The organism is Oceanobacillus caeni, assembly GCF_042678465.1.
GTDB lineage: Bacteria > Bacillota > Bacilli > Bacillales > Amphibacillaceae > Oceanobacillus > Oceanobacillus caeni.
In genome coordinates, this window is the sequence record NZ_JBHTKV010000012.1 from 18,818 (window position 1) to 33,636 (window position 14,819).

Sequence of the window (14,819 nt, forward strand, 5' to 3'; positions counted from 1 at the left end):
AAGGACCGAGCAGTTCGAGGCGGCGTAGCTTTGAGCAGCGGAAAAGCAAGCCAACGAAGAAATGCGAAGTGTCATTTTCACCGGACTTTTTGAACAACCTATAACAATAAGAAAGGAACATCCAAATGCGTAGTGCAAAAATATCTAGAAAAACAAGTGAGACAGATATTCATTTAGAATTAAATATTGATGGAACTGGAAAACCAAATATTGAGTCAGGTGTAGGATTCTTCGATCATATGCTTATTCTTATGACAAAGCATGGATTATTTGACCTAGACGTGAAATGTCATGGTGATTTACAGGTTGATCAACATCATACAGTTGAAGATATTGGTATAGCTTTGGGACAGGCGTTTTTGGAATCATTAGGGACAAAGGAAGGAATAACTCGTTATGCGACAGTTACTACTCCAATGGATGAGGCCCTATCAACGGTATCGATCGATATTAGCGGACGTGCTTACCTCGTTTTTAATGTGGAAGGTCTTAAAGACAAAGTAGGGAATTTCGATACGGAACTCGTACAAGAGTTTTTTCAAGCTTTTGCTAGTAATGCTAAAGTAACCTTGCACATTAATCTTGCATACGGCGACAATACACACCATATGATTGAATCTATTTTTAAAGGATTTGGTCGTTGCCTTGATCAAGCAACATGGAAGAACCCTCGTATTCAAGGGATCCCATCTACAAAAGGCTCATTGTAACCACTAGAACAAGGGGGAAAACATTTTGATTGCAATCATCGACTACGATGCCGGAAATATTAAAAGTTTACAATTTGCATTAAATAAATTAAAAATAGAATCTGTATTAACAAAAGATCCCGAAACAATTAAAAACGCAAGCTCCATTATTCTTCCTGGTGTAGGCGCATTTAAAGATGCTATCGCCTCTTTAAATGAATTAGGAATGACTGAGGTTATTCGCAAAGAAGTTATTAATGGAAAGCCAATTTTAGGTATATGTCTTGGGATGCAATTATTTTATGAAACTAGTTATGAAGATGGGGAATGGGAAGGGATTGGTTTACTAAAAGGAAGTGTCAATCGAATTCCTGATATTGTTAAAGTGCCTCATATGGGTTGGAATACCATACAGAAGCATCAAGAGAGTCCTTTATTTCATAACATTTCTGAGGACCCCTTTGTATACTTTGTTCATTCCTATGCAATTGGCGGTAATTATGAAAAAGATACCCTTGTATCAAGTTCCCAATACGGAATAACAATCCCAGCGATTGTACAAAAAGGAAATGTGACAGGTATGCAATTCCACCCCGAAAAAAGTGGTGATGTTGGGCTTCAATTATTAAAAAATTACGAGGAGATGATTTCATGATCTTGTTTCCAGCAATAGATATTCGTGGTGGAAAATGTGTCCGCCTAACACAAGGAGATTATAACCAAGAGAAGGTATACAGTGACGCTCCAGAAAAGATGGCACAAGCATGGCAAGAAAAGGGAGCAAAATTCTTACATGTGGTTGACTTAGATGGTGCCAAGACCGGGGATTCTATGAATCAATCTGTCATTAAATCCATTGCAGATCTAGTAAATATTCCTGTTCAAGTAGGTGGAGGAATTCGCTCTATGGAAGTAATCGAGAAATACATAACTGCTGGAGTGAACCGTGTCATTATTGGAACAGCTGCCATTAATCATAAGGAGTTTTTAAATGAAGCTGTATCTACATACGGTGATAGAATTGCAGTGTCTATCGATGCAAGAAATGGTTTTGTAGCAACAGATGGTTGGACAAGAGGAAGCAATATAAAAGCTACAGACCTAGTAAAAGAATTGGAATCTATCGGTGTGAAGACTATCGTTTACACCGATATTCTAAAAGATGGAATGTTAAAAGGACCTAACTTCGAGGAACTTCAAACTATTAATGAAATTACAACAATGGATGTAATCGCCTCTGGTGGGGTATCAACAAAAGAAGACATTCAAAGATTAGGTGATCTAAATATGTATGGTGCCATTATCGGTAAAGCATTATATGATGGCACGTTGAAATTTGAAGAAGCATTGGAGGCGGACAGTAGTGTTAGCTAAACGTATCATCCCATGCTTAGACGTTGATAAAGGCCGTGTTGTAAAGGGGAAAAAATTTAAAGATATTCAAGATGTCGCAGATCCTGTTGAACTAGCAAAACGCTACAATGACGCCGGGGCCGATGAATTAGTATTCTATGATATTACTGCCTCCAACGAAGAAAGAGATATTTTTCTAGATGTTGTGGAAAAGGTTGCTCGCGAAATATCTATTCCCTTTGCAGTTGGTGGAGGTATTCGCTCAATTGACGATATCAATAGCGTCTTACGTTCAGGCGCTGAAAAGGTTTCGATCAACAGCGCTGCCATTAGCAATCCCGAATTAATTCGAGAAGCAGCAGCAAAGTTTGGCAACCAATGTATTGTACTTTCTATCGATGCAAAAGAAACGGCATCAGGAAAATGGGAAGTAGTCATTAATGGCGGACGCAAATATACAGGTATCGATGCAGTAGAATGGGCGAAAAAAGGCGAAGAGCTAGGAGCCGGCGAAATCGTTGTGAATGCGATTGATACGGATGGAGAGAAAAATGGTTATAACTTAGAATTAACCAAAGCTATTGCTGATGCTGTTAATATTCCAATTGTTGCTAGCGGTGGCGCTGGTACACTTGAGCATTTTTCAACCGTACTGAAGGAAGCCAATGCTGACGCAGCTTTAGCAGCATCTGTATTCCACTACGAGGAAATTCCTATACCCAAACTAAAAGCTTATTTAGATAAAGAAAATATTACTGTTAGGAGGTAAACTAGTGGAAATAAACATCGAGAACTTATCCTTTGACCAAAATGGACTTATTCCAGCAATCGTTCAAGATGCCGGGACCGGAAACGTATTAACATTAGCTTATATGAATAGAGAATCCCTACAAAAAACAATAGAAACAAACGAAACATGGTTCTTCTCACGCAGTAGACAAGAACTTTGGAATAAAGGAGAAACTTCAGGTAATAAACAAAAAATCAATAAAATAAGTTATGATTGTGACGCAGATGCTCTCTTAGTTCAAGTAACACCGCTTGGCCCTGCATGTCATAAAGGAGAAGAAACTTGCTTCCACAATGATTTATATGAGAACGAAGCCCCATCGCAGGATATCATTCCTCAAGTTGTGGCGAAAATAAAAGAACGTCGTGAAAATCCTATAGATGGTTCCTATACAAATTATTTATTCAACGAAGGATTAGATAAAATCCTCAAGAAAATTGGCGAAGAATCAACCGAAGTAATTATCGGCGCGAAAAATAATGATAAACAAGAAATAACAAATGAAATTGCAGATTTAACATACCATACGCTTGTTCTAATGGAGTTACTCCATGTGTCTATTAGAGATATTAAAGACGAATTAAAGAATCGACACGTAGAAACAGATAAGAAAAATAAACTATAGAAAAAACATCTCCTAATGAGATGTTTTTTCTATAGTATTATATAAGCTCCTCGATCTTCGTTTTTTCTTTTAGTTCTGTTAATCGAGATTTCAGTTGTTCTCTTTGCTTTTCCGTATGAAGGAATGATTTAATATTATCCTTTACTTCTTCTAGCTCAGGGATTTCTTTATTTTTCTCTTTTAATTGTTTGTAATATTCCTCTACTTCTTTGTCTGTAACTTCAACATCAAATTCATGGTTCATATATTTTTCTGTTGTTAAATCTTCTAATAGTTGGTGTTCAAAGTCTTTTTCATTCATATTAAGTTGTTCCAAGATAGTAGAAAACTGATCTCCAGTTTCTTTCTTGATTGATTCCAACTCTTTGCTTGCCTCTTCTTCTTTAACTTCAATCCCCTTCTCTGACGCTTCTTGATTAATTAATTCCTGTTCAATAAGAGCCGTTAGTGTCCTTTCTTTTATCACATCTAAATCACTAACATCCTGACCATTCTCGTACATGATTGTTTTGATTTGTCTATATACTTGATTATATTTTTTACCTTCTAACTCTTGTCCATCTACATTCACAACAGGAGTCTTATCATTTACTATTTCTTCATCCGTAAATTCCGGTTGTTCTTGTGCCGCTTCTTCTGTTTCTTTTTCCTCTTTTTTATCACTATTTCCACATGCAGCTAAAAATAATAAGCAAGAAATAAATAAAACTAGCCCTTTTTTAGTCATGGCATTCCCTCACTTTTTCTTCGTCTTACTCCATTCAAACATAAGTTACGGCGTTTTTTCAAGTAGTTCCGCATAAAGCAAAAATAGGATGGGGAGTTATATATCATCCCCATCCTGTTAAATTATTTTATCGTTGCGTCTATTTCTTTAACCATTTCTGCTACAGATTGAAGTCCTCCACCTGATAAATACCAGTAGTCTGGATCAAGATAATAGATATTGTCATTTTTGTAAGCTTTTGTATTTTCTACAAGTTGATTCTCTACAAGTTGTTTTGCGGAGGATTCCCCACCAACAACTGCTCCCCTGTCAATGACATATAATAAATCAGGGTCTTGTTCCATTACATATTCAAACGAGACGTTCATTCCATGTGTAGAAGCTTCGATAGATTCATCGACTGGCCTTACACCAAATACATCATGAATGAGTCCAAAGCGAGATTTTGTTCCATATGCGCTTATTTTATCATCATTTGCTAGTATAATAAGAGCATTCTTATCACTTTCAGTAGCCTTTTCATGTAATGCGTCAATGGATTTGTCAATATCTGCAAGTCCACTTTCTATTTCTTCTTGCTTGTCAAAAATTTCACCAACCATATTCATATTTTCTTTAAAAGAATCCATGTATCTCGTTGTGTCTACACCAAGATGAATCGTTGGTGCAATTTCTGAAAACTGATCATATAACTCTGCTTGACGACCGGAAATAATAATTAAATCAGGGTTTATTTCAGCAATCTTTTCAAAATCTGGTTCCTTTAAACTTCCTACATTTTCATACTCGTCAGAAGCATAATCCTCTAAATAACTAGGAATAGTGCCCGATTTTGGTATTCCAGCGACATTAACACCTAATTGATCTAGTGTATCTAAAATCCCAAAGTCAAAGACAACAACTTTTTGCGGATTCTTTGGTACTTCTGTTTCACCCAATTCATGTTTAACGGTAATTGTTTCTGGTGATGTATTCTCCTTCTGCGCATCTGAGCCACTTTCATCTTTCTGCGTTGAACCACATGCGGCAGTAAATAGTAAAATAGCTGCAATGAAAAGAACATAAATGGTCTTTTTCATACTACTTCCCCTTTTTCTATTATATTTTTTAAATCCATGCTGCATGTTATATAAAAAGGTATGTACACTATTCTTATGATCTGAGCGCTTTAGAAAACTTGGCATTCGTTAGGCCTTTACGAATGCTTCTGTTGCACCTGTCAGTCATATAGAAGTTATAAAAGCTTTATCTGTTTACGTAAACAAAAAAGTAAGTTACAATTATATTAGGTTAGTTTCCTGTATAATGTCATTGTTTTTTTCCATGACATTATATGGGATTTTTTTATCTTTAAAAAACGAGTTACATTCACTTTTTATACATCGCATGCAGCATTTCATTTAAAGTTTAAGAATTGCAGTAAGAAAGGAAAAACCTTCCTACTGCTTAGAAATAAACGCAAATTCGACGATTATCAATTTCTTTAATATCAATATCCATATCATACAAATCTCTAAGAACACATTTATCAATAACATCACAAGCTCTACCTTGCTTCATTACCTTTCCGTCCTTTAACGCGACGATGTTATCAGAATAACAAGAAGCAAAATTTATATCGTGAATAACAATTAATATCGTTTTATTCATTTCATCCACAAGTTTACGTAAAGTCTTCATTATTTGAGTAGATGCACGCATATCTAAATTATTTAGTGGCTCATCTAGAAGAATATATTCCGTATCTTGGGCAATAACCATTGCAATATGTGCTCGTTGCCTTTGACCACCACTTAATTCTTCTAAAAATTTGTCCTGCATATCTTGAAGTTCCATATATTCAATTGCTTCGTCTACTTTACCCCAGTCTTCCTTCGTTAACTTCCCTTGTGAGTATGGGAAGCGTCCAAAGGAAACAAGCTCCCGAACTGTTAATTTTAAATTAACAGAATTCGTTTGTTTCAGAATAGATATTTTCTTAGCAAGATCATTATTTTTCGCTTGAAAAATATCTTTTCCATCAATCGTAATATCCCCATTATCCTTTGCAATTAATCGACTGATCATAGAAATTAACGTACTTTTCCCTGCACCATTCGGGCCAATAAATGAAGTAATGGTTCCCTTTTCGATCGTTAAAGAAACATCTTCAATTACCGGCTTATTATTATATGCTTTGAATACATTTTTCAAATCTACCATGATCTATTCTCCTTTAACAAAAGATATATAAAGTACACGCCACCTACAAAATTAATAATGACACTTAACGTTGTGTTAAACGTAAATATTTTCTCAACTATAAATTGACCACCAACTAAAGCTATGATGCTAAGGAATACACTCCCTAGAAGTATGTATAAATGACGGAAAGTCTTCATCATTTCATACGTTACGTTTACTACGAGTAATCCTAGGAAAGTAATTGGCCCTGTTAGTGCTGTAGCTACGGAAATAAGTATTGCAACAACGATTAATAATCGCTTTACAACATAATCATAAGGAACGCCTAAATTCACAGCATGATCTTTTCCCAAGGATAAAACATCCATGTATTTATAAAAACGTGAAAAGTAAATTAAAACTAATCCGATAAGCACAACAGACAACCAAACTAAGTCTGTATGAACATTGTTAATACTTGCAAACATTGCATCCTGTGCGACCATAAATTCATTTGGGTCAATAAGTACTTGCATAAAATCAGTAAAGCTATTGAAAAAGGTTCCTAATATCATACCTATCAATAATAGGAAGTAAATATTATTCTGCTCACCTTTAAAAAGAAATTGGTAAAGTAATAAGGAAAATAAAACCATCAATACAATGGAAATTAAATAATTAATACTACTTTCCATCATGACAATTGAATTGGAGCCAAATATAAATATAATAACGGTTTGTAATAATAAATATAAAGAATCTAGCCCTAATACACTTGGTGTTAGAATTCTGTTATTCGTTATTGTCATGAATATAGTAGTGGAAAAAGCAATTGCTCCACCCGTTATAATAATAGCAATCAGTTTAATAGTTCTTCTTGGCAAAATATAGCCAATGTTTCCATGTAAATCATAAAATATATACAAACATGCTAGTGCTAATGCGATAATGGCTAGGATTACGGTTTTTTTCTTATAGCCCATATTTCTTTCTCCTTAGAAGTAGGTAGATAAAGATTCCACTTCCGATAACTCCAACTGTTAAACTAATCGGAATCTCATACGGATAAATAATGATCCTACCTATTATATCGCAAAATAGAACAAAAACAGCACCTAGCAAAGCTGTGTGAGCTAACGTATTCTTTAAATGATCTCCTTGGTAAATGGTTACAATATTCGGGATGATTAGTCCGAGAAATGGAATAACACCGACCGTCAATACAACTGACGAAGTAACCAATGCACTAATCGAGAGTCCTAGGTTCACGACTTGACGATAATTCAGACCTAAGTTCTTTGAAAAGTCCTCCCCCATTCCCGCGATAGTAAATTTGTTAGCAAAGATATATGCTAATATCAAACCAGGAATACTTACATACATCATTTCATAATTTCCACTCATAATCATGGAAAAGTCTCCTTGCATCCAGGAAGACATATTTTGAATGAGATCATTTTGATAAGCAAAAAACATGGAAACAGAACTAATTATATTACCAAACATCAACCCTACTAATGGGATGAATATGGCATCTTTAAATTTAATCTTGTCAAGTATCTTCATAAAGATGAATGTACCTGCTAGTGCAAAAACAAAAGATACAAGCATTTTCAGAAATGGAGCAGCTGATGTAAAGACCATCATCGATACAAGGATACCTAGTCTTGCTGAGTCCATCGTACCCGCTGTTGTTGGTGAAACAAATTTATTTCTACTTAACTGCTGCATAATTAAACCAACAATACTCATACTAGCACCAGCAATGATAATACTAATCAAACGCGGGATTCTACTCACAAACAATACCTGTTGTTGTTCTTCACTTAAATTAAGAAGAGATGATGGTGTAATATCGGTAACACCAATGAATAGAGATGTCACTGAAAATATAATTACTGTAAATACTAAGTATCGTATCTTCATAAAATGTCCTTCTCTGTATAATTCTCCCGCGAATTTAGCGGTAGTTTTATACTTCCCCAATAATATTTTCATTATTTTCATAGTGCTAATAGAGGTTTTTCAAAAAGTCCGGTGAAAATGACACTTCGCATTTCTCACGAATGCTTGCTTTTCCGTTCCTTGGAAAAGAAAACCACTTTTCCGGCGTGCAAGAGCGTCTGCTCACGTATTAACTGCATACGTTCCGGTACTCAAAGCTACGCCGCCTCGAACTGCTCGGTCCTTTTCATCCTCCTTTTTGAACCACTAATAAGAATAATTATTACCTTTTATACATTCTAATTAAGAATGAGATTCATTATCAATTAGCTTCTCAACTATAAGTATAACAGATTTGTAGGCGTAGTCAATAACAACTAGCCTTAAAAATATGGAAACTAAAAAACATGCTACCAGTTCACTTTAGGTAGCATGTTTTTAAGTGTTTTACGTCCAGCTCCAGCGCCCAGCGACTAGCGAGACTTCCTTCACCTCCGTACGATAAGTCAACATCGACTCACTACGTTCGTCGTGTTTCCTTTATCTCCTACGGCTCAGTCCAGTCCGTACGTCGCTAAACGGGCGCTTCCGCCTTTGTTCCTTACTTTTCAATATTGCATCCTTCATCCGTACAATACGATGTTTCTGATTTACTAGGATTTAACGATTGTAAGATGGGTTTTTCACGTTCTTCTTCCCATACTTGATTTAATACTTGTGTAAATACTTCTTCAGGTTGCGCACCAGAAACAGCGTATTTTTCGTTAAACACAAAGAATGGCACACCTTGTACACCTATTTGACGGGCCACATTTATATCTTCACGAACCGCTCTAGCATAACGATTAGATTCTAATACATCCCTTACTTCTTCTTTGTCTAATCCAACTTCCTCGGCTAGAGAAATAAGGGTTTCAAAATCACTCATTAATTTAGATTCCGTGAAATAAGCATGAAGGAAGCGTTCTGTAACTTCCTTTCCTTTTCCTTTTTCTTCTGCACATTTTGCAACACGATGTGCATCAAAAGTGTTTGCGTACTTCATCGTATCAAAATTATAAGTTAAACCAACAGCTTTTGCTTGCTCACCAACTTGATGGTTCATCGTCTTCACTTGTTCCAATGGTATACCTTTTAATTCCGAAAATGTTTGATAGAAGTCTTTACCCGGAATGTGCTTTGCATTTGGATCTAATTGATAACTCTTATATTCCACAACAACTTTATCTTTGTTTTCAAAGTTCTCCAGCGCATGTTCCAGTCTTCTTTTACCAATATAGCAAAATGGACAAACAAAGTCAGACCAAACTTCAATTTTCATACCATCCACCGCCTTATTCAAATATTGTAGCACAGCTATACTTGATAAAAAAACGATGTGCCTATCCTCTTTATTCATCTAATAAAGATTTACCCATAATTTGAACACGCTTCGTATTTTTTAGATCATCTAAGTTTTTTACACCGATACCGAACATGGTCATTTTTAATTCCATTTCAATTTGTTCCATTGTCTTTAGTACTTCTTCCGTTGATTCCGTAGCAGATTTTAATAAGTGACGGGCAAAACCAATAATATCCGCTCCTATCGTAATTGCCTTAGCAGCATCCATCCCTGTTTTCATTCCTCCACTTGAGACTAGTGGAACATCTGGTAACTTACTTCGAACAGAAACGATACAATCCTTCGTCGGAATCCCCCAACTATTAAATGCTTCTGCAGCCGCTCTTCTTAATGGATCTTTAGAACGTAATTTTTCAACTTGGCTCCAAGATGTTCCACCAGCACCTGCAACATCAATATAGGATATACCCGCATTATATAGTTTTTCCGCTACCGTTCCGTCAATACCAAATCCGACTTCTTTTGCCCCAACTGGAACGTTTACTACTTTGCAAAGTTCCTCAATTTTTGGAAGTAGATTTTCAAAGTTGAGGTCTCCCCCATCTTGTACAACCTCCTGTAAACTATTTAAATGAAGGACAATGGAATCTGCATTCGTTAAATCTACAATTCGCTGTGCCTCTTCCGCTCCATACCCATAATTTAATTGCACTGCACCTAAATTTACAATGAGTGGTACATTTGGTGCATATTCTTTTATGAGAAAGGATTCTTTATGTGCGTTGCTCTCAAGCATTGCTCTAGTAGATCCGATTGCCATAGTCCAACCTTTTTCCTCAGCAGCACGAGCAAGATTCTGATTGATGATCGTAGCTAATTCCGAACCACCTGTCATCGAACTAACTAAAAATGGCGTTCTTAGATCTTTTCCCAAAAAGCTCGTATTTATTTCGATATCATGAAAGTTAATTTCTGGTAACGCATTATGTATAAAATCAATTCCCTCAAGGCCTGTAGATTTGTTAACCCCTTCCACATCCCTCGTCAAACATAAGCGAATATGCTCGGTCTTCCTTTGGTTAATGCCTCTTTCCATACTGATAGGTACCTCCACATTATGTATAATAGTAGTTGATATTAGTTTACCCATTAACGAAAAAAATTGAAAGAAAATAGGACTTTTCTTATGATTACTATATACTAAATATAAAATCATCTTACAAGGGAGTGTTTCATTTGATTGAAAAGGCAAAAACATTCGCTATAAATGCGCACAAAGATCAAAAACGCAAAAATTCTGATACCCCCTATGTTACACATCCAATAAGAGTAGCTAAAAGATTGCAGGAAGCGGGCTTTAATGATGAACTAATATGCGCCGGATTCCTCCATGATGTAGCGGAAGACACTCCCTATACGATAAATGATATCGAAAAGGCATTCGGTCCAGTGGTTGCACAGTTAGTCGCAGCCCACACAGAAGACAAAACGAAACCTTGGCAAGAGCGCAAGCAACATACAATTGATACGGTTAAAGCCGCCAGTAAGGAGGTAAAATATCTCATTGTAGCAGATAAATTAGATAATTTACTCGGTCTTGAAACAGATTTACAAGAACAAGGTGATCGAATTTGGAAGAATTTTAATGCTGGTTATGAAAAACAAAAATGGTACAACGAATCGATCGTTAAAAATATGTTTGTTGGATTGGATAAAGAGGATATTCCTGATTACTTTTGGGAGTACGAAGAAGCGGTGAAGAGTTTTTTTCAGTAACTTAAAGATGTGGAAGGCATTTAAAATACCAGATGAAACTTTACGTCCATCTGGTATTTATCTTATCTATCATTAAATTCACTAGGGTTTTTATTAATTCTAAGATTTCTATCTAACTCTGCAATTTTACCCATATCAGATTCGGTCAATTCAAAGTCGAACACATTGATATTTTCCTCAATCCGAGATGGCGTAACAGATTTCGGTATCACAACAGCACCTGTTTGTAAGTGCCAACGTAAGATGATTTGTGCAGGAGTCTTACCATATTGCTCCGCAAGCCCTTTGATTACTTCATCTTGTAGAATATCTCGTCCATTCATAAGTGGGCTATATGCTTCTAACTTAATTTGATGTTGTTCACAAAATGCTTTCAATTCTTTTTGTTGTAAGTATGGATGGCATTCGACCTGATTGATAACTGGAACTACTTCACACTCATTTAAAATACGCTCTAAATGCTCCATATCAAAATTACAAACACCAATTGCTTTTACACGACCATCCTTATAGAGCTTTTCAAGTGCTTGATACGTCTCAACGTATTGATCAAACTTCGGCGTTGGCCAATGTATTAAATACAAATCAACATAATCAAGGCCTAATCTTTCAAGGCTTGCATCAAATGCCTTAAGTGTATTTTCGTATCCATGATCAGTATTCCAAACCTTCGTTGTTATAAATAATTCTTCTCTTGGAATGCTACTATTAGCAATCGCTTTGCCTACACCCACTTCATTTCCATAAACTTTAGCAGTATCGATAGAACGGTATCCCGCTTCGAATGCATTTTCCACAGCAACCGTCGCTTCTTCATCCGGAATTTTCCAAACTCCAAATCCCAATTGCGGCATTTTAAGACCATTATTTAATGTAACATCTATCATATTATTAACACCCTTCCTAATTAAGATATATTAATCATATCAAATTCGATTATTATTAAGAAGTAATCCCTATTTTAGATTTCGAAAAAGATTGGTAACGAATTCACTCGTTTGAGAAGCGGAACAAGCTCATTATTGTTTTGTTCCGCTTCTCATCGGCGTTATCATCGATCACCGAATTATTCACACCGATTAACGAATTCGCGGGCATGTGTCACAACGTGCTCTCATCCAATTCAATGTCATTTTCATCATAAGAAATCCAATCACTAAAACTACCTGGATATAATTTAATATTTTCATAACCAAGGGACTTAAGCGCTACGATATTGGGACAAGCCGAGACACCTGAACCGCAGGAAACAATAATTTCCTTATCCTTTGGTAAAGATGAAAAATGTTTAGCGAGCTGTTCTTTGTTTTTCCATGAACCATCGGAATTAAGAACGTCTTTCCAAAAATAATTTACTGCGCCGGGAATATGACCTGCTTTGCTATATAGCGGTTCCCTAATACCTAAATACCTTTCCTTATCTCGTGAGTCAATTAAAATTGCTTTCTTGTTTTCTACCCTCTCTTTTACATCCTTCATGGAGACTACTTCGTTACTACGAATTTTGGGCTCAAACTGTTTTCTTTTTAATGAAGGAAGTTCCGCAGTTACAGGATTCCCCTCTTCAACCCATTTCTTATAACCACCTTCTAAAATATATGCTTTTTCATGTCCTAGATAATGTAACAACCACCACATTCTTGCTGCAAACATGTCATTTTCTTCATCATATATAACGACCGTAGTTTCGTGATCAATACCAATATTCCCCATTTTAGCTGCAAACAATTCCATGTCTGGGAGTGGGTGTGCACCACCGTGCTTTGCAGCTTTGCTAGCTAGATCGCGATTCAGGTCCAAATAAACTGCACCGGGAATATGCTCATTTAAATACAATTTTCTTCCAGCATCTGGATCCGTTAACACGAAACGTACATCCACAATGACAGTACTTTCCGTTTTATTTATCATTCTTTCTTTTAGTTCATCAACACCAATTAAAAATGACATAGTGATCCCTCCAATTAATCTCTTTCTATGTATACGACAAATGAAATGTATTTCCTTCATTATTTCAAAATGATTTCCAACTTTGATATGATACGAATAAGAATCTAAATAAAGGAGCTAAGAAAATGAAAGATGAATTGATCAAACGATTTACTTCCTATGTAAAAGTGGATACCCAATCTAATGAAAATTCAAACACAACTCCATCTACACCCGGCCAATTAAAACTTGCAGAATTATTGTCTGAGGAATTGAAGAATATCGGAATGACAGAAGTCGAAATTGATGAAAATGGTTATTTAATGGCAACGCTCCCTTCTAACACGAATAAAAATATTCCAACGATTGGATTTTTAGCACATGTTGATACGGCTACAGATTTTACAGGCAAAGACGTAAAACCCCAAGTCATCGAAAACTTTGACGGCGAGGATATCGTTTTAAATAAAGAAAAAAACGTCGTGTTATCCGCAAAAGAATTTCCAGAATTACCTAGTTATAAAGGTCATACGTTAATAACTACGGACGGCACAACTCTCTTAGGAGCAGATAATAAAGCGGGAATAGCTGAGATTATGACCGCGATGAATTATTTAATCCAACATCCAGAAATAGAACATGGAAGAATTCGTATTGCTTTTACCCCGGATGAGGAAATTGGCAGAGGGCCTCATAAATTCAATGTTCCACGATTTGATGCCGCCTTTGCATACACAATCGATGGAGGACCATTAGGGGAATTACAATACGAAAGCTTTAACGCAGCGAGTGCTAAGGTTACATTTAAAGGAAATAACGTCCATCCCGGAACAGCGAAAAATAAAATGATAAATTCCGCTAAGCTTGCTGCCGATTTCATTAAGAAGTTTCCGGAAAAAGAAGCTCCTGAATACACAGAAGGCTACGAAGGTTTTTACCACCTTATATCCATTAATGGTGATGTGGAACATACCGAAGTGTACTATATCATTCGTGATCATGACCGAAACAAATTTGAAGCGCGTAAAAAGACAGTTAAATCCTATGTTCAAGAAATCAAAGAAAAACACGGTGAGGACAGCGTTTCTTTAGAATTAAAAGATCAATACTATAATATGCGCGACAAAATTGAACCAGTCAAAGAAATTGTTGACTTAGCTGAAGACGCCATGAAAAATTTAAATATCAAACCGATTATCGAACCGGTTCGTGGTGGTACAGATGGTTCTCAGCTTTCCTACATGGGACTCCCAACTCCAAATATTTTTACCGGCGGGGAAAACTTCCACGGTAAATACGAATATATTTCTATAGATAATATGGAAAAGGCTACAAAGGTTATTGTTGAGATATGTAGATTATTTGAGGAAAGAAATTAATCGAGTGATTCGATTTGGATGTTCGCTGTAGCTTTTTCAAGTTTGAATGTTGCAGTACTGTCATTTAACCAAAAAAATAATCCACCCTTGAGTTAACGG

The 14,819-nt window shown here is 36.0% G+C and carries 16 protein-coding genes; 7 read left to right on the forward strand and 9 right to left on the reverse strand.

Going from position 1 to position 14,819, the window contains the following annotated elements; all coding sequences use genetic code 11:
- Positions 1-125: 125 nt before the first annotated feature.
- The 5 genes from hisB to hisIE are packed head-to-tail and all read left to right on the forward strand — an operon-like array spanning position 126 to position 3,457.
- Complete coding sequence (gene hisB, locus ACFQ18_RS10130) at positions 126-710, forward strand: imidazoleglycerol-phosphate dehydratase HisB (RefSeq protein WP_204798264.1); 585 nt, start codon at positions 126-128, stop codon at positions 708-710.
- Positions 711-735: 25 nt separating this feature from the next.
- Positions 736-1,344 carry an imidazole glycerol phosphate synthase subunit HisH gene (gene hisH / locus ACFQ18_RS10135; protein WP_204798265.1) on the forward strand — a complete coding sequence of 203 codons (609 nt, stop codon included), beginning with the start codon at positions 736-738 and terminating at the stop codon, positions 1,342-1,344.
- The gene (hisA, locus tag ACFQ18_RS10140) at positions 1,341-2,063 is read left to right on the forward strand and encodes a 1-(5-phosphoribosyl)-5-[(5-phosphoribosylamino)methylideneamino]imidazole-4-carboxamide isomerase (protein WP_204798266.1); all 723 of its coding nucleotides are present in this window, start codon (positions 1,341-1,343) and stop codon (positions 2,061-2,063) included. The genes hisH and hisA overlap by 4 nt, the downstream gene beginning before the upstream one ends.
- Positions 2,053-2,811, forward strand: a complete 759-nt coding sequence (gene hisF / locus ACFQ18_RS10145) for an imidazole glycerol phosphate synthase subunit HisF (protein WP_204798267.1) — start codon at positions 2,053-2,055, stop codon at positions 2,809-2,811. Before hisA ends, hisF begins: the two co-directional genes overlap by 11 nt.
- Positions 2,812-2,815: 4 nt before the next feature.
- The gene (hisIE, locus tag ACFQ18_RS10150; protein WP_204798268.1) at positions 2,816-3,457 is read left to right on the forward strand and encodes a bifunctional phosphoribosyl-AMP cyclohydrolase/phosphoribosyl-ATP diphosphatase HisIE; all 642 of its coding nucleotides are present in this window, start codon (positions 2,816-2,818) and stop codon (positions 3,455-3,457) included.
- A 37-nt stretch (positions 3,458-3,494) separates the two neighbouring features.
- On the opposite strand, the gene ACFQ18_RS10155 is transcribed toward hisIE, so the two are convergent.
- The 7 genes from ACFQ18_RS10155 to fni form a co-directional block, all read right to left on the reverse strand.
- On the reverse strand, positions 3,495-4,184 hold the full coding sequence (locus ACFQ18_RS10155) for a SurA N-terminal domain-containing protein (RefSeq protein WP_204798269.1): 690 nt from the start codon (positions 4,182-4,184) through the stop codon (positions 3,495-3,497).
- Between the two features lie 122 nt (positions 4,185-4,306).
- On the reverse strand, positions 4,307-5,263 hold the full coding sequence (locus ACFQ18_RS10160) for a siderophore ABC transporter substrate-binding protein (RefSeq protein ID WP_204798270.1): 957 nt from the start codon (positions 5,261-5,263) through the stop codon (positions 4,307-4,309).
- 367 nt (positions 5,264-5,630) lie between these two features.
- Positions 5,631-6,386, reverse strand: coding sequence for an iron ABC transporter ATP-binding protein (locus tag ACFQ18_RS10165; RefSeq protein ID WP_204798271.1), 756 nt, complete (start codon positions 6,384-6,386; stop codon positions 5,631-5,633).
- Complete coding sequence (locus ACFQ18_RS10170) at positions 6,380-7,330, reverse strand: iron chelate uptake ABC transporter family permease subunit (protein ID WP_204798272.1); 951 nt, start codon at positions 7,328-7,330, stop codon at positions 6,380-6,382. The genes ACFQ18_RS10165 and ACFQ18_RS10170 overlap by 7 nt, the downstream gene beginning before the upstream one ends.
- On the reverse strand, positions 7,320-8,273 hold the full coding sequence (locus tag ACFQ18_RS10175; RefSeq protein WP_204798273.1) for an ABC transporter permease: 954 nt from the start codon (positions 8,271-8,273) through the stop codon (positions 7,320-7,322). Before ACFQ18_RS10175 ends, ACFQ18_RS10170 begins: the two co-directional genes overlap by 11 nt.
- Positions 8,274-8,892: 619 nt before the next feature.
- Positions 8,893-9,612 (reverse strand): DsbA family oxidoreductase, encoded by a 720-nt coding sequence (locus ACFQ18_RS10180; RefSeq protein ID WP_204798274.1) that lies wholly within the window; start codon positions 9,610-9,612, stop codon positions 8,893-8,895.
- 70 nt (positions 9,613-9,682) lie between these two features.
- A complete protein-coding gene (fni, locus tag ACFQ18_RS10185; protein WP_204798275.1) occupies positions 9,683-10,732 on the reverse strand; it encodes a type 2 isopentenyl-diphosphate Delta-isomerase in 1,050 nt (349 codons plus the stop codon).
- A 140-nt stretch (positions 10,733-10,872) separates the two neighbouring features.
- On the opposite strand from fni, the gene ACFQ18_RS10190 reads away from it, so the two are divergent.
- Positions 10,873-11,412, forward strand: a complete 540-nt coding sequence (locus tag ACFQ18_RS10190; protein WP_204798276.1) for an HD domain-containing protein — start codon at positions 10,873-10,875, stop codon at positions 11,410-11,412.
- A gap of 62 nt (positions 11,413-11,474) precedes the next feature.
- On the opposite strand, the gene ACFQ18_RS10195 is transcribed toward ACFQ18_RS10190, so the two are convergent.
- On the reverse strand, positions 11,475-12,299 hold the full coding sequence (locus tag ACFQ18_RS10195) for an aldo/keto reductase (RefSeq protein WP_047184933.1): 825 nt from the start codon (positions 12,297-12,299) through the stop codon (positions 11,475-11,477).
- Between the two features lie 214 nt (positions 12,300-12,513).
- Positions 12,514-13,362, reverse strand: coding sequence for a sulfurtransferase (locus ACFQ18_RS10200; protein WP_052771691.1), 849 nt, complete (start codon positions 13,360-13,362; stop codon positions 12,514-12,516).
- A 125-nt stretch (positions 13,363-13,487) separates the two neighbouring features.
- Here ACFQ18_RS10200 and pepT point away from each other — a divergent pair, with 125 nt between their 5' ends.
- Positions 13,488-14,720 (forward strand): peptidase T, encoded by a 1,233-nt coding sequence (gene pepT, locus ACFQ18_RS10205; protein ID WP_204798277.1) that lies wholly within the window; start codon positions 13,488-13,490, stop codon positions 14,718-14,720.
- The last annotated feature ends 99 nt before the right edge of the window (positions 14,721-14,819 follow it).